Source organism: Janthinobacterium sp. TB1-E2 (genome assembly GCF_036885605.1).
GTDB classification, from domain to species: Bacteria; Pseudomonadota; Gammaproteobacteria; order Burkholderiales; family Burkholderiaceae_D; genus Janthinobacterium; species Janthinobacterium aestuarii.
The window spans coordinates 1,121,486-1,143,508 of the sequence record NZ_CP142523.1; the positions used below are offsets into that span (position 1 = coordinate 1,121,486).

Below are 22,023 nucleotides of genomic sequence, written 5' to 3' on the forward strand. Positions count from 1 at the left end.
TGTTGGCGCGTTCTCAAAAGCCCTGCACGGCGCCGCCGTAGCAGGGCTTTTTTACGCCGCTACGCTGCCGCCCCGGGCCAGTGCTTGTGCAGCTCGGGGTCGGTGCGCAGTTCCCACAGGGCCAGCACGACGACGGCGATACCGACGAGCAGCTCGTTCCACATGACGACGGGCTGATCGGCCAGCCGCAGGATCCACGGCGAGGCGGCGACCCACACGCCGACAAGCAGGTTGACGACGACGGCCCAGAAATAGGTCTTGTACAGGTCGAAGGCGGCCAGCACGGCGATCACCAGGCCCGAGACTAGGGCGTTGATCATTTGCGGCGAGCCTTCGGGATAGGAAAAGGCCCAGGGCGAGACGACCAGCCATAAGCCCAGCAACAGGATCACTTGGTCCTGCCAGCGTTTCAGTTTGAAGTTGGTTGCCATATATCCTCCTTAGCCAGTCAGGGAACGGGCCGGAGCGGGCATGCAGCATGCCGGCCGGCATACTGCGTTAGTGCGCTGCGGCGCGCAGAAAGTTCCGCGCGCCTTGTGCTTAAATTATGACAGATTGGGCGCCAGCCAGCGTTCCACGTCCTCGATATTGGCGCCACGGCGTTTGGCCATGTCTTCCACCTGGTCCATGCCGATCTTGCCGACGACGAAGTATTTCGACTCCGGGTGGGCAAAATAGAAGCCGGACACGGCCGCGCCGGGGAACATCGCATACGATTCCGTCAGCTGCATGCCGATTTCCTCGGCCTGCATGACCTCGAACATCTGTTTCTTGACCGTGTGCTCGGGGCAGGCCGGGTAGCCGGGCGCCGGGCGGATGCCCACATATTTCTCGGCGATCATGTCGTCGTTGCCCAGGTGCTCGTCCGGCACATAGCCCCACAAATCCTTGCGCACACGCTCGTGCAGGTATTCGGCAAAGGCCTCGGCCAGGCGGTCCGCCAGCGATTTGAGCATGATGGACGAGTAATCGTCGTGCGCATCCTCGAAGCGCTTTTCGTACTTTTCAATGCCCAGGCCGGACGTGACGGCGAACATGCCGATGTAATCCTTCACGCCCGATGCTTTCGGCGCAATGAAGTCGGCCAGGCACTGGTTTGGACGCTGCACGCCGTCGACCACGGGTTTGACGCCTTGCTGGCGCATGCCGTAGTAAGTAAATGCCACGGTACTGCGCGTATCGTCCGTGTACACCTCAATATCGTCGTCATTGACGCTGTTCGCCGGCAGCAAGGACACGACGCCGTTGGCCGTCAGCCAGCGCCCGTCGATGAGTTTTTTCAGCAAGGCCTGGCCTTCCGCGTACACCTTGGTGGCCGCGTCGCCCACCACTTCGTCCGTCAAAATGGCGGGGAAGGGGCCGGCCAGGTCCCAGGTCTGGAAGAACGGGCCCCAGTCGATGTAGTTGGCCAGGGTGGCCAGGTCGACATTTTTAAACACGCGCCGGCCGATGAACTTCGGTTTCACGGGCGTGCAGGCGCCGTCGAACGGCACGACCATGCGGTTGGCGCGCGCTTGCGCCAGCGGCAGGATGGGCAGGGCCTTCTTGTTTGCGTGCTGCTCGCGGATGCGTGCGTAGTCGAGTTCGATGTCTTCCACGTATTTGTCGCGCTGCTCCGGCGTCAAGAGCGACTGCGCCACGGACACGGAACGCGAGGCGTCCGGCACGTAGATCACGGGGCCTTCGTAGTTGTGCGCGATTTTCACGGCCGTGTGGGCGCGGCTGGTGGTGGCGCCGCCGATCAGCAAGGGAATCTTGAGCATGCGGAAATGTTCGTCGCGCTGCATTTCCTTGGCGACGTACGCCATTTCTTCCAGCGACGGCGTGATCAGGCCCGACAGACCGATGATGTCCGCGTTTTCCACCTTGGCACGGGCGAGGATTTCCGAGCACGGCACCATTACGCCCATGTTCACCACTTCGAAGTTATTGCACTGCAGAACGACGGTGACGATGTTCTTGCCGATGTCATGCACATCGCCTTTGACGGTCGCCATGATGATCTTGCCTTTCGGCTTGGCGACGATGCCCGTGCGTTTTTCTTCCAGCAGCTTTTCTTCCTCGATGAACGGAATCAAGTGGGCCACGGCCTGTTTCATCACGCGCGCCGATTTCACCACTTGCGGCAGGAACATCTTGCCTTGGCCAAACAGGTCGCCGACCACGTCCATGCCGGCCATCAAGGGGCCTTCGATCACGTGGATGGGGCGCCCGCCATTGTGCAGCAGTTCCTGGCGCGCTTCTTCCGTGTCTTCCACGATGAATTGCGTGATGCCGTGCACCAGCGCGTGCGACAGGCGCGCCTGCACCGTGCCTTCGCGCCAGGCCAGGGTTTGTGCTTCGGCCTTGCCGCCCGCCTTCAGGGTGCCGGCAAATTCGATCATGCGTTCAGTTGAGTCTTCGCGGCGGTTCAGCACCACGTCTTCCACGCGCTCGCGCAGTTCCGGGTCGAGGTTGTCGTACACGCCCACCATGCCGGCGTTGACGATGCCCATGGTCATGCCCGCCTTGATGGCGTGGTACAGGAAAACGGTATGGATGGCTTCGCGGGCTGGATCGTTGCCGCGGAAACTGAACGACACGTTTGACACGCCGCCCGAGATCTTCGCGTACGGCAAGTTTTCCTTGATCCAGCGCGTGGCGTTGATGAAGTCGACGGCGTAGTTGTTGTGCTCTTCGATACCGGTGGCGACGGCAAAGATATTTGGATCGAAAATGATGTCTTCAGGCGGGAAGTCCAGCGCATCGATCAGCAGGTGGTAGGCGCGCGCGCAGATTTCGATCTTGCGCTCGAAGGTGTCGGCTTGCCCCTTTTCATCGAAAGCCATGACGATGACGGCCGCGCCGTAGCGGCGGCACAGTTTCGCCTGGCGCAGGAATTCCTCTTCGCCTTCCTTCATGGAAATCGAGTTGACGATGGCCTTGCCCTGCACGCATTTGAGGCCCGCTTCGATGACCGACCATTTCGACGAGTCGACCATGATGGGCACGCGCGAAATGTCGGGTTCCGAGGCGATCAGGTTCAAAAAGCGCGTCATGGCGGCCAGCGAATCGAGCATCGCTTCGTCCATGTTGATGTCGATCACTTGCGCGCCGTTTTCCACTTGCTGGCGCGCCACGGACAGCGCCTCGTCGTATTGCTCGTTGAGAATCATGCGCGCGAACGCTTTCGAGCCCGTGACGTTGGTGCGCTCGCCCACGTTGACGAACAGCGACGCGTCATTGACGACGAACGGTTCCAGGCCGGCAAGGCGCAAGTCGTGCGATGGGGCCGGCACGGTGCGCGGCGTATTTTTCGACAGCAATTGGCCGATGGCGGCGATGTGCTCGGGCGTGGTGCCGCAGCAGCCGCCTGCCATGTTCAAGAAGCCCGCGTCGGCAAATTCGCGCAGCAGGGCGGACGTGTCGGCTGGCAACTCGTCGAAGCCCGTGTCGCTCATGGGGTTGGGCAAGCCCGCGTTCGGGTAGATGCACACGAAGGTGTCGGCGATCTTGGCCAGCTCTTCCGCGTATGGACGCATCAGGGCGGCGCCCAGTGCGCAGTTCAGGCCGATGGTCAGCGGTTTCGCGTGGCGCACGGAATTCCAGAAGGCGGGCACGGTCTGGCCTGACAAAATGCGGCCCGACGCGTCCGTGACGGTGCCGGAAATCATCAGGGGCAGGCGCACGACAGTCGGGTTTTTCTCGTAGAACAGGTCGATGGCGAACAGGGCCGCCTTGCAGTTCAAGGTGTCGAAAATGGTTTCCACCAGCAGCACGTCGGCGCCGCCTTCGACCAGCCCCTGCGTCTGTTGCAGGTAGGCGGCCACCAATTGATCGAAGGTGACGTTGCGCGCAGCCGGGTCGTTCACGTCGGGCGAGATCGACGCCGTCTTTGGCGTGGGCCCCAGGGCGCCGGCGACGAAGCGCGGCTTGTCCGGCGTGGAATATTTGTCGCAGGCGGCGCGCGCCAGCTTGGCCGCCTGCACGTTCATTTCATAGGCCAGGTGGGCCATGTGGTAATCGTCTTGCGCGATCGTCGTGGCGCCGAAGGTATTCGTTTCGATCAGGTCGGCGCCGGCCGCCAGGTAGCGCTCGTGGATTTCCTGGATGATGTGCGGCTGCGTCAGGGTCAGCAGCTCATTGTTGCCCTTGACGAACAGTTCGCGCGCGCCACTGTCGGCCGGCGCGGCGAAATCGATGAAGCGGCCGGCGGGACCGCCACGGTACGCTTCTTCGTCGAGCTTGTATTGCTGGATGATCGTGCCCATGGCGCCGTCGAGGATCATGATCCGCTGCGCCAGGATGGCGCGCAAGGTGGCTTCGGTCGGGGACATGGCGGGGATCACGGTATCGTTCATTTCATGCTTTCAATAGGCAAACGGGCGGCGGCGCGGCGACAAGACTGTATGAGGCGGTTGCGGGTCAGCAGGATCAGCTGACGGAGTGTGCCGGCCGGGTAGGGCTGGCAGAAGGTGGCAATCGCCTGATTTCACCGGGTCTAAAATTATACGGCATCAGGCTGCTTTGGTTTTAAGCAAAAGCGGCTGTTCGCCCCACAGCAGGCCAGGTTGCAACACATTGCAACACATCGGCTTGCGCCGCGCCTGCTTCTGAAAATTACATTTCTGAAAATCTTACTCAAAACGTTAATTCTTCCGCCAAACTTGGCAGGAAGGCACGGCGTCTAGCCTGTGGAAAAATTTCCACATTATTTGCGCACTGTTAGAATCTTTTTAATGAATTGAATGGCAATAGCTGCAAAGGAAAATAATTTTGATTTAAGACAAGACAGAGTGAAGCGAATAATTCTTAGAATAAATCTTTCCAAGTCGATACTTTAACTATTATCAAAACCAATTGAATCAAAAGCATTAATAGTTGTCCTTGGGAATCGAATTAACCCATAATATGGGTTCTTCGAAATTACATTCTCACCAAAAGTCACCAATATGTCACATTTCTCCCGTGTCCTCCCCGGCATCGCGCTGCACCAACATGGTTGCCAGCCATGAAAAACCATCTGCTTGTAGCATTGTTTGTCGTGCTGGGCCTGTCCGCTTGCGGCGGAGGCGGCGGTGGCGGTGGTGACACGGTGGTGGCGACCACCTCGGGTACGCCAGTGCTGGTTCCTGCCGTGACGGCCGTCTCGGCGGCGAATGTCGCCGTGGGTGGCAGCTTGGTGGTGACGGGCACGAATCTGAGCCGCGTGACGGCTTTTCAGGTGGGCGGCGTGAACGTTGCCGCCAGCGCCAGCAGCGACAGCAGCGTAACCCTGGCCATGCCGGGCGTGCCCGTTACGGGCGCCTTGAGCCTGGTCAGCGCCAGCGGCACGGCGACCACCAGCTATAACGTGAACGTGTACCTGCCGCTGAGCGTGAGCAGTGTCGCACCGGCAACGGGCGGCGTCGGTTCCAGCGTGACGATCGCGGGCGGCGGCATGGGCGCCGTGACGGCGGTGCAGTTCGGCAATGGCGCGGCGGCAACGCCGCAAAGCCAGACGGCCGGCAGCGTGACGGTGGTGGTGCCTGCGGGCGCGGCGACAGGTGCGCTGACGGTGCGCGGTCCCTACAACGATGTGGCCAGCAGCGACACGTATACAGTCTTGGCAAACGTGGCAGTGACGTCGATCGCGTCGGCCGTCAACGGCGCGACCTTGTCGGTGACGCTGCAGGGCAGCAATCTCGACCAGGTCAGTTCGGCCACGGTGGGCAGTACGCCAGCCGCCATCGTCAGCGCCAGTGCCAGCCAGCTGGTGCTGTCCGCGCCAGCGTCGGCAACGGGCAGCGTGATGCTGTCGGCCGCTTCGCGCATCGCCGTGAATGCGGGCACGGTGTCGGCCTTTACCTTGGGCAGCATTGATTTCGCGCAGGTACTGAATTTGAATGCCAGCGATGCAGCCTTGCGCCTGACGCGCGGCAAGCCGGCCGCCGTGCGCGTGTCCGTGCTGGCCACGCAAACAGGCCAGGCCAGCCCGGCCGTGACCTTGAATGCTACGGCTGCCAATGGCAGCAACCTGGGCAGCATCACCATGAGCGGCCCGTCGGTCTTGCCGACGTCGAAAAGCGATTACAGTTTCAACGGCAATTTCAGCGCCATCCTGCCGTCCGGCTGGGTTCTGCCTGGCGTGCGCGTGCGCGTGACGGCCGTGGGCAATGACGGCGTGCAAGTGAGTCAGGAAGCGGCGCCCGTGGTGGCCAGCCTGGCCAGGATCCGTCTGGTGCTGGTACCGTTGAGCACCGATGATGGCGTGGCGCAACTGCCTGACGCCGAGGTGATCCGTGCCGCGCTGCTGCGCGTGTATCCGTATGCGGCGGAAAATATCAGCATCACCACGCGCGCGGCGCTGAGCATGCCTGGCAGCAGCACGGCCGACAGCTGGTGGAGCGATACCCTGGGCAAGCTGGAAAACCAGCGCGCACTGGAAGACCGCGGCGCCTATTATTATGGTTTCGTGCCGAAAATGTCCTCCACGCGCGCCGCCGGCCTGGCCTACATCAACCAGCGCAGCAGCGGCAACGACTTCACGTCGGCCATCGGCCTGGACGCCAGGTTCAACAGCATTGCCTCCGTCGATCCATTCGGCAATCAATGGCCTGAATGGCTGACTACGCTGGTGCATGAGCTGGGTCACAACCACTCGTTGCAGCACGTTGCCTGTGGCGGTCCGTCCGGCGCCGCTGCCGACTACCCGTATGCGAATGGCGATCTGGGTCCGCAACCGCTGTACAACAGCAGCTATGCGGGCAGCATTGGCCAGTTGAGCAAAGCAGTCTATGGCAGCACGCCGATGAAAGACGTGATGAGCTATTGCAGCGGCGCCTGGTTCTCCGACTACAGCTATGTGCGCGTACAGCAATTCCTGGAGAAGCGCAGCACGCAGGTTACTGGCAGCAATGTGGTGGCCGCCAGCATGTCCGTGGCCGAGAATGGCTATCTGACGATTTCCGGCCGTATCACGCCATCTGGCGTGGGGCTGCGTCCCGCCGTTGCCTCGTCGGTGCGCATCGGCGCAGCGGCCAGCGGCAGCGGCCATGCTTATACCTTGCGCGTGCTGACGGCGTTGGGACAGACTATCGACTTGCCCTTCGATGCCGTCTCCGTGGCCGACCATGGCGGCAACGCCATGAGCCATTTCCGCGTCAGCTTCGCCAACCCGGGCGACATCAGCGACGTGCAAGTGCTGGCAAATGGCAAGGCTTTGGCCAAGTTGGAGCGCCCGGCGCGCCGCAGCAAGGTCGCCGCCAACGATGCCACGTTCGATGCGGTACAAAGCGGCGGCAAGCTGGCGCTGGTCTGGAATGCCGAGGCGGAACCGTACGCCGCCGTGCTGCACGTCGCCGCCGATGGCCGCAAGACGGTGGTCGCCAGTGACTTGACCGGTGGCAAAGCCAGCGTCGACGTCAGCGCCTTGCCGGCCGGTGGCCGCTTCGAGGTCAGCCTGTCGTCGTCCGTGGGCGCACGCCTGATGAAGGTGCAGCGCCGCTAAGCAAGGGCGGTCGATGCAACAAGGGCTTGCCGCGGCAAGCCCTTTTTTTATGCGCGCAGGCATTGGTGCATAAACTGCACAGATCCTGTGCCTGGCGGGGGCTGCCGTTTTATCTCCCGCCTGCCTAGAATGGGGCTTCATCCACTTGCGGAGCATCCCATGCCCATCCTGAACCTGCGTTTATCCACGCCACCCAAGGCGGGCCAGTCGGCCGCCATCGCCGCCACCCTGAGTCAATTGACGGCGCAACTGTTGCACAAGGCGCCCGAGCTGACGTCGGTGGCGATCAGCCATCTTGACGCAGCGCACTGGTTTGTCGGCGGGCCCTCGTTGCAAGCGCAAGGCAAGGCCAGCTTTTTCCTCGATATCCTGATCAGCGATGAAACGAATACGGCGGCGGAAAAGGCCGCGTATATCGCCGCCGTGTTTGCCGCCATGCACGAGTATCTCGGCGCCTTGCACGACGTCAGCTACATCCATGTGCACGATGCGCGCCAGGCGGCCTGGGGCTACGGCGGCTTGACGCAGCAGTTCCGCGCCGTGCGCAAGGCGCTGCAGCAGCAGGCCTGATCAATCCCAGCGGCGATTTTGATAGTGTTGCACGGCGAAATCGATGAAGGCCCTGACCTTCGGCGACAACTGTCTGCTGTGCGGATACAGCGCGTACAAGGTGCGTGGACGCAAGGTGTAGCCGGGCAAGACTTCCACCAGCTGGCCGCTGCGCAGCGCATCGCGCACGATGAAGCCGGCCGCGGCGGCAATCCCCATGCCGCCCACGGCCGCTTCACGCAGGGCCACGCTCGTATTGGCTTGCAGGCTGCCGCGTACGGCCACCTTGTGGGCGGCGCCGTCACCATCGGTGAACGACCACTCCGCCGGCTTCTCGCCAGAGGTGTACATCAGGCAATTGTGCTGGACCAGGTCTTGCGGCGTGGCCGGATGGCCATGGCGGGCCAGGTAGGCGGGCGAGGCGACGGCCACCGTGCGGCTGCTGGCCAGCTGGCGCGCCACCAGGGTGGAGTCGGGCAAGCCGCGCGCCAGGCGCAGCGCCACGTCGAAGCCATCGTCGATCAGGTCGACGATGCGGTCATTGCAGACGAGATCGATGTGGATGTGCGGATATTGGCGGCTGAAATCGGGCAGCCAGGCAGCCAGTTCCAGGGTGCCGAAAGCCATCGGCGCATTGATGCGCAAGCTGCCGGACGGTTGCGCCTGGTGCATGGCGACGGCGCGGTCGGCCGCGTCAAGGGCGTCGAGGATATCGCGGCTGGCCAGGTAGTATTCCTGGCCAGCGGCCGTCAGGGCGAAGCGGCGCGTGGTGCGGTTGAGTAACTGGGCGCCCAGCTGGCTTTCCAGCTGGCGCACCTGGCGCGAGACGATGGAGTGGGAAATGCCCAGCGCGGCGCCGGCGGCCGTGAAGCTGCCCAGTTCCACGACGCGGCGCAGGGCGCGCAGGGCGGTCAGCTGGTCCATGGGCGCGTGCCGGTTTAAACGAAGCGCTTGCCTTCGAGGGGGAAGCCCTTGATGAACTCGGCCGCAGGCAGGCGCTTGCCGCCCGGCTTTTGCAGTTCCGTCAGGCGCAGCGAGCCATTGCCGCAAGCCACGACGATGCCGTGCTGGGCGTCGGCCGCCAGCACCTGGCCAGGCGCTTCCTTGCTGTCCGCTTCGATTACCTCGGCGGCCCAGATCTTGATGGTGACGCCGTCGACCTGGCCGCAGGCGCCGGGAAACGGATTGAAGGCGCGGATTTTCAGGCCCAGTTCCAGCGCCGGCAGGCTGAAGTCGAGCGCCGCTTCTTCCTTGGCGATTTTCGCCGCATAGGTGACGCCCGCTTCCGGCTGCGGCACGGCTTCGAGCGGCTGCTGCTGCATCTTGCGCAGGGTTTCGACGATCATCTTGCCGCCCAGGGTGGCCAGCTTGTCGTGCAAGGTGGCAGTGGAGTCGCCCGCCTCGATGGGCGTGCGCTCGATGGCCAGCATGGGGCCCGTATCGAGGCCTTCTTCCATCTGCATGATGGTCACGCCCGTTTCATCGTCGCCCGCTTCGATGGCGCGGTGGATCGGTGCGGCACCGCGCCAGCGCGGCAGCAGGGAACCGTGGATATTGATGCAGGGTTTGATGTCGAGGGTGCTGCGCGGCAAGATCAAGCCGTAGGCCGCCACCACCATCACGTCGTAGTCCGTCGCCAGCAGGCGCTCGTGGGCCGCTTTCGCTTCGGCGGCGCGCTGCGGGTCCTTGCTGTCCATGCGCAAGGACAACGGTTGCAGCACCTCGATGCCGTGCTGCTGGGCATATTGCTTGACGGCCGAGGCGTGCAGTTGCATGCCGCGTCCGGCAGGGCGGTCAGGCTGGGTCAGCACCAGCGGAATCTCGAAGCCCGCTTCATGCAAGTCTTTCAGGGCCGTGGCGGCGAATTCAGGCGTGCCTGCGAAGATCACTTTCATATGGTTCCTTGACGTGAGGTGCGCAGGCCCGCGCCGAAGGCGCCAGGCTGGCGTGGTGTAACGACTACTGTTGCTGCTTAGTCTATCAGCTGTGGCTCGAAGTCTGCTTAAAAGCGGCGGTTCTGTGCGCGCAGACTCGCTTCGCGCTCGAGACCACGGATTTCCTTGATCATCTTGGTCTTGATGCGGTTGCGCTTGAGCGGCGACAGGTATTCGACGAATACCTTGCCCAGCAAGTGATCCATCTCATGCTGGATGCAGACGGCCAGCAAGCCATCGGCTTCCAGTTCGTACTGCTTGCCGTGGCGGTCCATGGCGCGCACCTTGATGCGGGCCGGGCGCTCGACGCCATCGTAGACGCCAGGCACGGACAGACAGCCTTCGTCGTAGACCTGCTTTTCTTCGCTGGCCCAGGTGATTTCCGGGTTGATGAAGACTTGCAGCTGGTTTTTTTCTTCGGTGGTGTCGATCACCATCATCTGGATATGCTCGTCCACTTGCGACGCGGCCAGGCCGACGCCAGGGGCGTCGTACATGGTTTCGGCCATGTCGTCGATCAGGGTTTGCAGGCGCGCGTCAAATTCGGTGACGGGCTTGGCGATCGTGTGCAGGCGAGGATCGGGGTAACGCAGGATATTTAATATGGACATACGGATTCGACTGGTTAAGGTGGGCGCCGGTGCGCCGGATTATTCATGCCTGGGCCATGCGAACGATGGCAGGGCTATTTTATTTTTGAGTACGCTACGGTTGGGCGCGTGTGGCGCAACGGCGCGGCAGATGCGTTTGCCAGTGCGCTATTCGTTTGCTGCAAAGGGAAATTTTATCACAGACACCCATGGCCCTGTGGGCGGCGGGCCGTTTTGCAGCGCCATTGCACGCATTGTTGCGCGCGTCGGTATCGCGTCCGTGCCATGGCGCTAGCATGGGATGGCACAGTACACAGCGAGGTTGTCATGCATGCAATTGCAACGACGGCAGACACGGCCACGGAACTGGCGGGCTGGCTGCGCCTGCAGCACCTGCCCGGCGTGGGGCCGGTGGCGGCGCGCGCCCTGCTGGCCCGCTTCGGCCTGCCGCCGCAAATCTTTGCCACGCCATTCGAGGCCTTGCGCGAGGTGGTGCCGGCCAGCGTGGCGCGCGCCATCGTGCAGCCGTCCAAGCCGGTGGCCAACAGCCAGCTCGCGCTCACCCTGCAGTGGCTGGAGCGGCCCGGCAATGCCGTGCTGACCCTGGCCGATGCCGCGTATCCGCCGCTGCTGCTGGAAATCGCCGATCCGCCGCTCTTGTTATATGTGCGGGGACGGGCGGAACTGCTGTCGCGTCCCGGCGTGGCCATCATCGGCAGCCGCAATGCCAGCGCGCAAGGCATGCAGAATGCGGCCGCCTTCGCGCAAGCCCTCAGTGCGGCAGGTCTGACCATCATTTCCGGGCTGGCGCTGGGCATCGACACGCACGCGCACGAGGGCGGCTTGCGCGGCGCTGGCGCCACCCTCGCCGTGATCGGCACGGGCGCCGATCTGGTGTATCCACGCCGCAACCTGGATCTGGCGCAAAGAATCGCCGAACAAGGCTGCATCGTCAGCGAGTACGCGCTGGGCTTGCCGGCCATGCCCGGTAACTTTCCGCGCCGCAACCGCCTGATCAGCGGTCTGGCGCGCGGCGTGCTGGTGATCGAGGCGGCGGCCCAGTCGGGTTCATTGATCACGGCGCGCCTGGCCGGCGAGCAGGGCCGCGACGTGTATGCCTTGCCCGGTTCCATCCACGCCACGCTGGCCAAGGGCTGCCATGCGCTGATCAAGCAGGGCGCCAAGCTGGTCGAGTCTGCCGACGACGTGCTGCAAGAGCTGCAGTGGCTGGGTAGCGCCCCCGGCGTGCCGGCGGCGGTGGAAGACGAGACGCCGCTGCTGGCCGCGCTGGGCCACGATCCCGTCGATGCCGATACCCTGGCCGCGCGCAGCGGCCTGGCCATGGGCGCGCTGATGGGCGAATTGCTGGCGCTGGAGCTGGCGGGCCGGGTCGAACGCTTGCCGGGAGGACTGTTTCAACGCTGCAAATGACAGCTTGTCACTTGTGTGGCGGCCTTGCCGCACGGGCGCGCTTTGTCTGTGCGCACCCTTGTGTCTTAGCGAGCTTAGCTGCTAGAGTAGAGCCATGTTCGATATCCTGGTGTACCTCTACGAGACTTACTATCGCCCCGATGCCTGCCCCGAGCCGGCAGTTCTGGCGCGCAAACTGTCGGCCGTCGGTTTCGACGACGTGGAGATTTCCGAAGCGCTCGTGTGGCTGACGGACTTGAACGCCATGGCCGGCGTCGAACAAATCCTGACGGCCAGTTCCACGGGCACGCGCTTCTATGTGCAGCAGGAAAGCGACGTGCTGGGCACGGCCGCCATCGGTTTCATCCAGTTCCTCGAAAGCGCCAAGGTGCTTTCGCCGCTGCAACGCGAAATCGTCATCGAACGGGCGCTGGCGCTCGACGAGGCTCCCGTGTCGCTGGGCAAGCTGAAAGTCATCGTGCTGATGCTGCTGTGGAGCCAGGGCAAGGAACCGGATGCGCTGATGTTCGACGACCTGTTCGTCGACGATGAAGACCTCCCGCCGCGCTTGCTGCACTAATATATACCCATATTCTTCGCTGCCTGTCCGACCCTGGCGCCGCCGCCGCGCCATCCCCTTTACTATGTGCTGCGGCACCGCACACGCCAGGCCCATGTGTTTGCGCCTGCGCATTCTTGCTTGCAGATAACTTGCCGAATTCTTCAATAGGCGCTTATCATTGGCCGCTTGACAAGACCACAAGTCACTGTGCCTTGCGCAGACAAAAGCGTCGGCGCCTGGCAATGCACTGTATGATGCGCATGCTGAAACTATCCTAGAGCATTTTTCGAGACTAAAAAATATGACAAAAACCCTCATCATCGCCGAGAAGCCTTCTGTCGCGAACGATATCGCGAAGACGCTTGGCGGCTTTACCAAGCACGATGAGTACTTTGAATCGGATGAATACGTCCTGTCGTCGGCGGTCGGCCACTTGCTGGAGATCGCCGTACCGGAAGAATTCGACGTGAAGCGCGGCAAATGGAGTTTCGCGCACTTGCCGATGATTCCACCGTATTTCGCGCTGAACCCGATCGCCAAGACGGAAGCGCGCCTCAAAGTATTAAACAAGCTGATCAAACGAAAAGACGTCACCACCCTCATCAACGCATGCGATGCGGGGCGCGAAGGCGAGCTGATTTTCCGCCTGATCGCGCAAAACGCGAAAGCCAAGCAACCGGTCAAGCGCCTGTGGCTGCAGTCGATGACGCCGGGCGCCATCCGCGACGGTTTCTCGCACCTGCGCAGCGACGAAGAAATGCTGCCGCTGGCCGATGCTGCCCGCTGCCGTTCGGAAGCCGATTGGCTGATCGGCATCAATGGCACGCGCGCCATGACGGCATTCAATTCGAAAGAAGGCGGCTTCTACCTGACGACCGTGGGCCGCGTGCAAACGCCGACCCTGTCCATCGTCGTCGAACGCGAAGACAAGATCAAAAAATTCGTACCGCGCGACTTCTGGGAAGTGCGCGCCGAATTCGTCTGCGCGGCCGGTATCTATGAAGGCCGCTGGCTCGACACGAAGTTCAAGAAGGACGAGAACGACCCCGAGAAGCGCGCCGAGCGCCTGTGGAGCAAGACGGCTGCCGATTCGATCGCCACCGCCTGCCGCGGCCGCCAAGGCATCGTCACGGAAGAATCGAAACCGACCACCTCGATGGCGCCTGGCCTGTTCGACCTGACCAGTTTGCAGCGCGAAGCGAACTCGCGTTTCGGTTTCTCCGCTAAAAATACCCTGGGCCTGGCCCAGGCGCTGTACGAAAAGCACAAGGTGCTCACGTATCCGCGTACCGATTCGCGCCACCTGCCGGAAGACTACATGCCGACCGTGCTGCAGGCGCTGGAAACGGTCAAGGAAAACAGCAACTACCACCAGTTCGCCAAGCAGATCATCGACAAGGGCTGGGTCAAGCCGAACAAGCGCATCTTCGACAACACCAAGATCTCGGATCACTTCGCGATCATCCCGACGACGATCGCGCCAAAGAATCTGTCCGAGCCGGAACAAAAATTGTACGACCTCGTCACGCGCCGCTTCATGGCCGTGTTCTTCCCGCCTGCGGAATTCCAGGTCACCACGCGCTACACGGAAGTGTCCGGCCATCAGTTCAAGACTGAAGGCAAGGTCATGACCAATCCGGGCTGGCTGGCCATCTACGGCAAGGAAGCATCGACGGACGCCGACAAGGAAAGCAATGGCAACGGCAACCTGGTGCCCGTCGCCAAGGGCGAGAAAGTGCAGACGGAAAGCGTCAGCGCCAACGGCCTGGTGACGAAACCGCCCGCGCGCTTCACGGAGGCGACGTTGCTGTCGGCCATGGAAGGCGCCGGCAAGCTGATCGACGACGACGAGCTGCGCGACGCGATGGCTGGCAAGGGCCTGGGCACGCCAGCGACGCGCGCGGCCACCATCGAGGGCTTGCTGACGGAACGCTATCTGATCCGCGAAGGCCGCGAACTGATTCCAACGGCCAAGGCGTCGCAGCTGATGACCTTGTTGAAAGGCCTGGGCGTCAATGAATTGACGGCGCCGGAGCTGACGGGCGAGTGGGAATACAAGCTGTCGCAGATGGAAAAAGGCAAGATTTCGCGTGAAGAGTTCATGCGCGAAATCGCGCAGATGACGCAAATCATCGTCAAGCGCGCCAAGGAATACGACAACGACACGATCCCCGGCGACTACGCGACGCTGGAAACGCCATGCCCGAATTGCGGCGGCGTGGTGAAGGAAAACTACCGCCGTTTCGCCTGTACCAAGTGCGAATTTTCGATGAGCAAGACGCCGGGCTCGCGCCAGTTTGAAATCGCCGAAGTGGAGCAATTGCTGAAGGACCGCACCATCGGCCCGCTGCAAGGCTTCCGTTCGAAGATGGGCCGTCCGTTCGCCGCCATCCTGCGCATTGTGCGCGATGAAGAGATCAAGAATTTCAAGCTGGAATTTGATTTCGGCCAGAACGACGAGAGCGAAGACGGCGAAGGCGTCGATTTCACGGGCCAGACGCCCGTGGGACCGTGCCCCAAGTGCAACGCCGGTGTGTACGAAATGGGCCTGGCCTATGTGTGCGAACACAGCGTGGCCAAGCCGAAGACGTGCGACTTCCGCAGCGGCCGCATCATCTTGCAGCAGGAAATCTTGCCGGAACAAATGGCAAAACTGCTCAACGATGGCAAGACGGACCTGTTGCCTGGGTTCGTATCCCAGCGCACGCGCCGCCCGTTCAAGGCCTTCCTCGTGCGCGGCAAGGATGGCAAGGTGAGCTTCGAGTTTGAAGAGCGCAAGGCCAAGCCGGGCGCCAAGACCAAGGCGGCAGCCGCCGAGGTCGAAGGCGAAGAAGGCGCGGCGCCAGCGAAGAAAACGGCCGTCAAGAAAGCGGCAGCCGTGAAAAAAGCGCCAGCGAAGAAAGCTGCGGCCGTGAAAAAGCCGGCCGCCAAGAAGGCGCCGGCGAAGAAAGCGGCAGTGGCTGAGTAATCGGACGCCAGCCAGACAAAAGCCAGGGAATTCCCTGGCTTTTTTTACGTCCCGATTTTCTTGGCGTTCGTCTGACGCTTAGTCGAGGTAGTCGGAATACTCGCGCTGCGCATAGTTCTGCAAATTCGCCCATGGCTGCGCCTTGCTGACGGTTGGCTGCAGCTTGACGTCGACCCGGCGGTAGAAGGTATTCGCGCGGTCGCCGCTTTCGATGATCAGCGGAATCTGCTTTTGCTCATCCCACAGAATGCGCTGGAACACGCCATTCTTTTCCACTTCGCGCCAGCGCGCGCCCGTCACGTTCGACGCCTGTTTCGACAGCGGCATGGCGGCCACCAGTTTCGGGTCCAGCAGATAAAAACTGTTTTCCCAGGAGCCGTCGAAATTGACGTTTTCGTAGTCGGCTTTCGGGATGGAAACGACGATCTTGTCATGCGCATCAATGTATTCCACGCGCACGGTGTTCTTTTCCAGCATCACGTGGCGGGGGATCAGCACGGGATTGAAGTGCTTGTGCTCATGCTGCGTGGCCTTCAGTGCTACTTTCTTGTTCTCGCCGTGGTTGTGGCCCGCATGCGCGTCCGTCGACGGCGCCAGCACGCGCTCGACCCACACGTGGCCGGGGCGGCGCAGCATCTTTTCTTCGTAGCGGCTCTCGCGCGTCACGCCTTCCGGCGTCAGGACGCGGCTGTAATAGGTGATGCCCAGGTCCAGGTCGGCAGGAGCGGAAGGAGGAGCGGCTTGCGCGCTGGCGGCAAAGCCGGCGGCGAGGAGGATGGCGATCAGGGACGATTTCATGGTGTTGCCTTTACGTGCAGAGGGGCGGAGGGCCTACGCCATCCGCCCCGGTGGGGTTACCGTGTTGATGTGGATCAGAAACCGAACGCCGCCTTCAGCAAGTCAAACACCTTGGTGTTGTCCAGGGTGCCCTTGAAGGTCTTCGCGCCGGCGCCCGTGGCCAGCAGCTTGACGTCGCCGCCGCCGTGGGTTTCGCTGGCCAGGCGCACACCCGTTTCTTGCAGGTAGTTGTCTTTCAGGGCCGTGGCGCTGTCGACGTTGCTGCGCAGGGCAGGGCGGTTCGGGCCGTTGCCGAACACCAGGGTGGTGTAGGTATTGCCATCGGCATCCTTGCTCGGCTGGTTATCCTTGTAGCCGCGATTGATGTCGAGGATATTGTTGCCGCGCTTGCCATAGCCGTTGAAGGCCAGGGTGTGGTCATGGTCGGCCGTGACGACGATCAGGGTATTGGCCAGGGTCGGATCGGTTTCCTTGATCTTGGCGATGGCGGCCTTGATGGCGTCGTCGAAGGCGATGGTGTCCGTCAGCGCGCGCTTGGCGTTGATGCCATGCAAGGCGTGATCGATGCGGCCGCCTTCGACCATCAGGAAGTAGCCGTTCGCGTTTTTCGACAGCAAGTCGATGGCCTTGAGGGTCATTTCCGACAGACTAGGCTGGGTCGCGCCTTCACCCAGCGGTGGCGTGGCCGTGCGGTCCAGTTCATATTCCAGGTGGCTGCGGGTGCTGTACAGGCCGATGAATTTCTTGCCGCTTGGCGCCGCCGCCATTTCCGCTTTCGTCGCGGCCACGGTGTAGCCCTTGGCGGCAAATTCCGTCAACAGGTTGCGGCCGTCGACGCGGCCGTATTTGTTGCTGGTCGACCAAGGGGTGAAGTGGTTGCGGCCGCCACCCATCAGCACGTCGACGCCATCGCCCAGGGCCGCGTTGTAGCCCGCGCCGCCTGGCGTCGCTTGCGCGGCGATCGCGTATTGCGCATTGCGGTTGCAGATGTGCGAGAACGTCGTCGCCGGTGTGGCGTGCGTCAGTTCCGTGGTGGTGATGGCGCCCACGGCCTTGCCCTTGGCTTTCGCCAGTTCCAGAATGGTCGGCACGCTCTTGCCGCCGGCCGGGCAATTGTCCACGCCCAGGTTGCCATTGGCGTCGCGGCCCGGTTCCTTGGCGATCGTGTCCTGCGCCATCGAGATGACTTCATTGTTCATCTTGACGCCGGTCATGTAGGCAGCCATCGATGGCGCGCTGTCCGTCGTTTGCGCATCGTTCGAGAACGTCTTGATGCGCGCCGTGCGCTCCAGCGTGTCCATCGTCAGGCTGCCGTCTTCGCCGTATTTGTAGATGCGCGACGCCGTCACGACGGACGGGCCCATGCCGTCGCCGAGGAAGAAGATGACGTTCTTGGCGTCGGCGGCGTAGGCGCTGGCAACGCTGGCGGCCACGAGCGTGGTCAGCAAGGAGAGTTTAAATACAAGTTTCATGTGCTTGTCCAATGTTGATGTCTTGAGGATTACAGACCGCCGGCCGTCTTGACCAGGCCGAATACTTTGGTGTTGTCGATGGTGCCCAGGAAGGTTTCCGAACCTTTGCCGATGGCGCCCAGGAAGACGTCGGTGCCGCCGTGGGTTTCATTGCCGGCCGCCGTGCGGATGACCGCTTCCTGGTGGTAGGTGTTGGCGCTGGTGACGGTTTCATCGAGGCTGGCCATGGCGGCGCGGCTCGACTGGGTGCGGTTTTCGCCATTGCCGAAGCCGATGATCGAATACGGTGCGCCATCGAGGTCTTTCTCGACCGCGCCGGTCACATAGTTCTTCACCACGCCCAGCACGCCAGGGTTGCCGGCAGCCGTCTTACCCGTGCGCTTGGCGTAGCCGTTCAGGACCAGGGTGTGGTCATGGTCGGCCGTGACGACGATCAGGGTATTGGCCAGGGTCGGATCGGTGAGCTTGGCTTTGTCGATGGCCGCCTTGATGGCGTTGTCGAACGCGACGGTGTCTTGCAGCGCTTTCTTGGCCGTCGTTTCGTGCAGCGCATGGTCGATGCGGCCGCCTTCGACCATCAGGAAATAACCCTTCTTGTTCTTGGCCAGCACGTCCATGGCCTTGGTGGTCATGTCCGCCAGGCTAGGTTCCTTGGCCGCATCGCGGTCCAGGTCGTAGCTCATGTGGCTGGACGTGAACACGCCGAACAGGCGCTCCGTCTTGGCCGCATCGACGGCCTTGAAGTCGGTGGCGGTGTTGGCGACGGTGTAGCTTTTCGCTTTCAGTTCGGCCAGCAGGTCGCGCCCGTCGGAGCGCTTGCCGCCATCCTTGAACGGCTTGAAGAATTGCGCGCCGCCGCCGAGGACGACGTCCAGGCCAGCCGTGCCCAGCGCGCTGTTGTAGCCCGTGCCACCCGGCACCAGGGCCGCGGCGATATCGTTTTCCAGATCGCGGTGGCAGATGTGCGAATAGGTCGCGGCCGGCGTGGCGTGCGTCACGCGCGCCGTGCTGACGACGCCGGCGGCAAAGCCCTTGGCCTTGGCCAGTTCCAGCAATGTGGTGGCGGGCGTGCCGTTGCCGGTGCCGCATTTGTTGACCAGCTTGTTGCCGTTCGCATCCGTGCCCGGATCGATGGCGACCGTGTTGGCCGACATCGAGATGACTTCATTGTTCATCTTTACGCCGGTCATGTAGGCGGCCATCGATGGTGCGCTGTCGGTCACTTGCGCGTCGTTCGAGAACGTCTTGACGAAGGCCGTTTCCGGCAGGGTGTCCATGGTCAGCGAACCTTCTTCGCCCACGGAATAGATGCGCGCGGCCGTCATGGTGGTCAGGCCCATGCCATCGCCGAGGAAGAAGATGACGTTTTTCGGCGGGGCTTCAGCCACTACCTCTTCTTTTTTTGCATCGCTGCCGCAGGCGGCCAGCATCAGGGTGATGGCGACGCTGCAGCCAGCGACGGAAATTTTTCTGCGTGTCATGTGGTTCATCCGGCTAGGTTTGAAAGAGCTAGCAAGATAACAATCCAATGTGACGCCATCATGACGCTGTGACACATTTGACACGTGAATGCGTGTCCGCCCGGCGTGTTGTTTTAGCGCACGTCCTCGGTGGAAAAGTACACCGTGCCGCGCAAGCGGGCCGTTTTACCCGGTTGTGCGCGCAAGGCAGCTTGCAAGCTGGCGGCAGGAGTTTCCTGCACGCCGGTTTTCGCCACGACGACGTCGTCGTGCGGCGCATCCTGGGGGCTGGTCCAGGCGACGATATGCTCGAAATCGGGGCGGCTGTCGATACGCTTGACGAGGAAGCGCTGCGTGCCGTCGCCCACCTGCAGGTAGCGCGCGCTGGCGTGCGTGGCGGGGGCCGGCGACAGCTGGCGCATCAGCAGGACGCGCTCGACGATGATGGCGGCAGCGCCATAGCCGGGTTCGGCTTTTCCATCCTTCTCGAAGTGTCCGCGCACCACCGTCGCCTGGAACTGGCGCAGCGGCAGCGGCGCGGCCGGCAGCAAGCGCGCCAGCTCGAAGTGTTCCGGTTCGAGGGTCCATAGCGCCGTATGGCCATCGAGCTGCTGGCGCAGCCGCGCATCGAGGACGGGATCGGCCAGCCGCACTTGCAGCACCGCCTGGTAATCGTGCGGCGCATGGAACATCGGCAGGTGCGAGGCATACAGCCCTTGCTTGCCGCCAAACAGCACCATGCCGTGCAGGCCCCAGGTCAGGGGCGCGGCGTGGGCGAGGCTGGAGGCGAGCAGGAACAGAGAAAGGAAGAGGGTGCGCAGCATGGGTTTCATCGATGAGTTGGAATGCAACGATGATAGGGGCGGTATCATGGACAGTACAGCAACCATTTTTCACTTTTTGTGTCCTGTTTGGAAATCATCATGAACATGAGCCTTGCCGACCTGCGCGTGTTTTGCAGCGCCGCGCGCCAGCCAACCCTGGGCGCGGCGGCGCTGGAATTGAACCTGACGCCATCGGCCGTGTCGAAAGCCTTGCGTCGCCTGGAGGGGAACATGGGCGCGCCCCTGTTTGACCGGAGCGGCAAGCAATTGCTGCTCAACGACAGCGGCCGTTTGCTGCTCGAGCGTGCGCGCACCTTGCTGGCGCTGGCCGAACAGGCGCGCCTGGACGTGATGGGCGAGCGGGGCGCCATCGATGGCCGCATCGCCGGCCCCGCCCTGCTGCTGTGGCGCCACGCGGATACCTTGGCGGCGGCGTTGGACGCCTATCCGCAGGCCAGCGTGCGTTTGCAACCGGCTTTCGAGGATGCGGCGCTGGCGGCCCTGGCGCGTGGCGATTGCCATGCGGCACTGGTAACGCAAGACGCCATCGCCCAGCGCGGCGCCGACTGGCCCGCCACCTGGCACAGCACGGCGCTGGGCAGCATGCGCATGCTGCTGGCGGCCGGGCGCGGCCATGTGCTGGCGCGCGGCGTGCCGGCAGCCTGCGCCTCCGTGCGCTGCGGCATGCGGGACGTCTTGCCGCACGCCTTCGCCAGCCCGACGCACTCTTTGCTGTGCGGCGAGGAGCGTGGCCGCCATGCCGATGGCTGGCGCGGCGTGGCCGGGCGCACCATCCGCTACTGGAGCGACGATGTGCAGTTGCTGTTGGGCTATGTGCAGTCCGGCCGGGCGCTGGCCTACCTGCCCGACTTCGCCGTGCGTGCACACGATTTGCTGCAGGTCGAACTGGCTGGCAGCGTCGATTGCAGCGAACAAATCCTGCTCGTGTGGGATGGCGCGCTGGCGGGGAAGTGGCTGCACGCCTTGGCGCGGCAGTTGTCAATTCATCCGAATTGAGCAACAAACTATTGCGCTTTAACGGGTTTTTCTACCGAATCAAGCAACGTAAGATGCAGTCATCCCAATCATCTTGTGAAGGCAGATCATGTTCTCCAAAACCATCAGCAGCGTTCTTGTTTCCACCGTGTTTGCCGCCGGCGCCGCCTCGGCCGCCGCCAGCGCACCCCTGACCCTGGAAGTATTCAACCCGGGCGAAGAGGCCATCTTCCCCGTCGCTTCCGTATTGGTCGCGGGCAAGCATGACGCCGTGCTGATCGATGCGCAATTCTCGCGCGCCGAAGCGCAAAAGCTGGTGGAGAAGATCCGCGCCAGCGGCAAGAAACTGACGACCGTGTACATCAGCCACAGCGATCCCGATTTCTACTTTGGCCTCGACGTGATCAAGGCCGCGTTCCCGCAGGCGAAAATCGTTGCCACGCCGGAAACGGTCGCCGAGATCCGCCGCAAGGCTGACGCCAAGGTCGCCTACTGGGGCCCGATCCTGAAAGACAATGCGCCGAAAAGCATCGTCATTCCGGAAGCATTGAAAGGCAAGCGCATCGCCCTGGAAGGCCAGTCGCTGGACATCGCCGGCCCGACGCCAGCGCGCACCTATGTGTGGATTCCATCGATCAAGGCCGTCGTCGGCGGCGTAGTGCTGTTTGGTAACTTGCACGTGTGGACGGCCGATACGCAAAGCGCGCAATCGCGACAGGACTGGCTCAAGACCCTCGACGGCATCGCCGCCCTGAAACCCGTCACCGTCGTGCCGGGCCACTTCAAGGTCGGTTCGCCCCTGACGCCGGACAGCATCGGTTTTACGCGCGACTACCTGGTGACGTTTGAAGAGGAAACGGCCAAGGCCGCCAATTCGGCCGCCCTGATCGAAGCGATGAAAATGCGCTATCCGAAGCTGGGCCTCGATGGCGCTTTAGAAACCAGCGCGAAGGTAGCCAAAGGCGAAATGAAATGGTAAGCGGCAACAAGGA

At 62.6% G+C, this 22,023-nt stretch carries 16 protein-coding genes; 7 read left to right on the plus strand and 9 right to left on the minus strand.

The window, feature by feature from the left end; genetic code table 11:
- Positions 1–59 precede the first annotated feature (59 nt).
- Together OPV09_RS05090 and metH are read right to left on the minus strand one after the other, a co-directional pair.
- Positions 60–431: an SPW repeat protein gene (locus OPV09_RS05090; RefSeq protein WP_051990989.1), complete on the minus strand. Its 372-nt coding sequence runs from the start codon at positions 429–431 to the stop codon at positions 60–62.
- A gap of 114 nt (positions 432–545) precedes the next feature.
- Positions 546–4,340 (minus strand): methionine synthase, encoded by a 3,795-nt coding sequence (metH, locus tag OPV09_RS05095; protein ID WP_338680751.1) that lies wholly within the window; start codon positions 4,338–4,340, stop codon positions 546–548.
- A 650-nt stretch (positions 4,341–4,990) separates the two neighbouring features.
- On the opposite strand from metH, the gene OPV09_RS05100 reads away from it, so the two are divergent.
- Together OPV09_RS05100 and OPV09_RS05105 are read left to right on the plus strand one after the other, a co-directional pair.
- Positions 4,991–7,468 carry an IPT/TIG domain-containing protein gene (locus tag OPV09_RS05100; RefSeq protein WP_219330026.1) on the plus strand — a complete coding sequence of 826 codons (2,478 nt, stop codon included), beginning with the start codon at positions 4,991–4,993 and terminating at the stop codon, positions 7,466–7,468.
- A gap of 159 nt (positions 7,469–7,627) precedes the next feature.
- Complete coding sequence (locus OPV09_RS05105; protein WP_338680752.1) at positions 7,628–8,038, plus strand: 4-oxalocrotonate tautomerase family protein; 411 nt, start codon at positions 7,628–7,630, stop codon at positions 8,036–8,038.
- Here OPV09_RS05105 and OPV09_RS05110 read toward each other — a convergent pair whose 3' ends face one another.
- The 3 genes from OPV09_RS05110 to def all read right to left on the minus strand — a co-directional run bounded on the left by OPV09_RS05110 (position 8,039) and on the right by def (position 10,562).
- Positions 8,039–8,941 (minus strand): LysR family transcriptional regulator, encoded by a 903-nt coding sequence (locus OPV09_RS05110; protein ID WP_072456701.1) that lies wholly within the window; start codon positions 8,939–8,941, stop codon positions 8,039–8,041.
- A 14-nt stretch (positions 8,942–8,955) separates the two neighbouring features.
- A complete protein-coding gene (gene fmt, locus OPV09_RS05115) occupies positions 8,956–9,912 on the minus strand; it encodes a methionyl-tRNA formyltransferase (RefSeq protein WP_058050246.1) in 957 nt (318 codons plus the stop codon).
- 107 nt (positions 9,913–10,019) lie between these two features.
- The gene (def, locus tag OPV09_RS05120) at positions 10,020–10,562 is read right to left on the minus strand and encodes a peptide deformylase (RefSeq protein WP_219330023.1); all 543 of its coding nucleotides are present in this window, start codon (positions 10,560–10,562) and stop codon (positions 10,020–10,022) included.
- Between the two features lie 306 nt (positions 10,563–10,868).
- Between def and dprA the strand changes: the two genes are divergently transcribed.
- From dprA to OPV09_RS05135, 3 genes are all read left to right on the plus strand, one after another.
- Positions 10,869–11,972 (plus strand): DNA-processing protein DprA, encoded by a 1,104-nt coding sequence (dprA, locus tag OPV09_RS05125; RefSeq protein WP_319993434.1) that lies wholly within the window; start codon positions 10,869–10,871, stop codon positions 11,970–11,972.
- Between the two features lie 94 nt (positions 11,973–12,066).
- Entirely contained in the window at positions 12,067–12,531 is a 465-nt protein-coding gene (locus tag OPV09_RS05130) for a DUF494 family protein (RefSeq protein WP_046683463.1), read from the plus strand.
- Positions 12,532–12,814: 283 nt separating this feature from the next.
- A complete protein-coding gene (locus OPV09_RS05135) occupies positions 12,815–15,481 on the plus strand; it encodes a DNA topoisomerase III (RefSeq protein ID WP_338680753.1) in 2,667 nt (888 codons plus the stop codon).
- A gap of 78 nt (positions 15,482–15,559) precedes the next feature.
- Here OPV09_RS05135 and OPV09_RS05140 read toward each other — a convergent pair whose 3' ends face one another.
- The 4 genes from OPV09_RS05140 to OPV09_RS05155 form a co-directional block, all read right to left on the minus strand.
- Positions 15,560–16,279: a hypothetical protein gene (locus OPV09_RS05140; protein WP_338680754.1), complete on the minus strand. Its 720-nt coding sequence runs from the start codon at positions 16,277–16,279 to the stop codon at positions 15,560–15,562.
- A gap of 74 nt (positions 16,280–16,353) precedes the next feature.
- Positions 16,354–17,751, minus strand: a complete 1,398-nt coding sequence (locus OPV09_RS05145; protein ID WP_338680755.1) for an alkaline phosphatase — start codon at positions 17,749–17,751, stop codon at positions 16,354–16,356.
- A 29-nt stretch (positions 17,752–17,780) separates the two neighbouring features.
- Entirely contained in the window at positions 17,781–19,232 is a 1,452-nt protein-coding gene (locus tag OPV09_RS05150; protein ID WP_425324022.1) for an alkaline phosphatase, read from the minus strand.
- A gap of 113 nt (positions 19,233–19,345) precedes the next feature.
- Positions 19,346–20,035 carry a hypothetical protein gene (locus OPV09_RS05155; protein ID WP_338680757.1) on the minus strand — a complete coding sequence of 230 codons (690 nt, stop codon included), beginning with the start codon at positions 20,033–20,035 and terminating at the stop codon, positions 19,346–19,348.
- A gap of 99 nt (positions 20,036–20,134) precedes the next feature.
- Between OPV09_RS05155 and OPV09_RS05160 the strand changes: the two genes are divergently transcribed.
- Together OPV09_RS05160 and OPV09_RS05165 are read left to right on the plus strand one after the other, a co-directional pair.
- On the plus strand, positions 20,135–21,052 hold the full coding sequence (locus OPV09_RS05160) for a LysR family transcriptional regulator (RefSeq protein ID WP_338680758.1): 918 nt from the start codon (positions 20,135–20,137) through the stop codon (positions 21,050–21,052).
- Positions 21,053–21,140: 88 nt separating this feature from the next.
- On the plus strand, positions 21,141–22,010 hold the full coding sequence (locus OPV09_RS05165) for an MBL fold metallo-hydrolase (protein ID WP_070301622.1): 870 nt from the start codon (positions 21,141–21,143) through the stop codon (positions 22,008–22,010).
- The last annotated feature ends 13 nt before the right edge of the window (positions 22,011–22,023 follow it).

What these genes read in the sequence shown, in the direction of transcription:
- OPV09_RS05090 (WP_051990989.1), bottom strand. Translation starts at nt 431, where the DNA reads ATGGCAACCAACTTCAAACTGAAACGCTGGCAGGACCAAGTGATCCTG.
- metH (WP_338680751.1), bottom strand. Translation starts at nt 4,340, where the DNA reads ATGAACGATACCGTGATCCCCGCCATGTCCCCGACCGAAGCCACCTTG.
- OPV09_RS05100 (WP_219330026.1), top strand. Translation starts at nt 4,991, where the DNA reads ATGAAAAACCATCTGCTTGTAGCATTGTTTGTCGTGCTGGGCCTGTCC.
- OPV09_RS05105 (WP_338680752.1), top strand. Translation starts at nt 7,628, where the DNA reads ATGCCCATCCTGAACCTGCGTTTATCCACGCCACCCAAGGCGGGCCAG.
- OPV09_RS05110 (WP_072456701.1), bottom strand. Translation starts at nt 8,941, where the DNA reads ATGGACCAGCTGACCGCCCTGCGCGCCCTGCGCCGCGTCGTGGAACTG.
- fmt (WP_058050246.1), bottom strand. Translation starts at nt 9,912, where the DNA reads ATGAAAGTGATCTTCGCAGGCACGCCTGAATTCGCCGCCACGGCCCTG.
- def (WP_219330023.1), bottom strand. Translation starts at nt 10,562, where the DNA reads ATGTCCATATTAAATATCCTGCGTTACCCCGATCCTCGCCTGCACACG.
- dprA (WP_319993434.1), top strand. Translation starts at nt 10,869, where the DNA reads ATGCATGCAATTGCAACGACGGCAGACACGGCCACGGAACTGGCGGGC.
- OPV09_RS05130 (WP_046683463.1), top strand. Translation starts at nt 12,067, where the DNA reads ATGTTCGATATCCTGGTGTACCTCTACGAGACTTACTATCGCCCCGAT.
- OPV09_RS05135 (WP_338680753.1), top strand. Translation starts at nt 12,815, where the DNA reads ATGACAAAAACCCTCATCATCGCCGAGAAGCCTTCTGTCGCGAACGAT.
- OPV09_RS05140 (WP_338680754.1), bottom strand. Translation starts at nt 16,279, where the DNA reads ATGAAATCGTCCCTGATCGCCATCCTCCTCGCCGCCGGCTTTGCCGCC.
- OPV09_RS05145 (WP_338680755.1), bottom strand. Translation starts at nt 17,751, where the DNA reads ATGAAACTTGTATTTAAACTCTCCTTGCTGACCACGCTCGTGGCCGCC.
- OPV09_RS05150 (WP_425324022.1), bottom strand. Translation starts at nt 19,232, where the DNA reads ATGACACGCAGAAAAATTTCCGTCGCTGGCTGCAGCGTCGCCATCACC.
- OPV09_RS05155 (WP_338680757.1), bottom strand. Translation starts at nt 20,035, where the DNA reads ATGCTGCGCACCCTCTTCCTTTCTCTGTTCCTGCTCGCCTCCAGCCTC.
- OPV09_RS05160 (WP_338680758.1), top strand. Translation starts at nt 20,135, where the DNA reads ATGAACATGAGCCTTGCCGACCTGCGCGTGTTTTGCAGCGCCGCGCGC.
- OPV09_RS05165 (WP_070301622.1), top strand. Translation starts at nt 21,141, where the DNA reads ATGTTCTCCAAAACCATCAGCAGCGTTCTTGTTTCCACCGTGTTTGCC.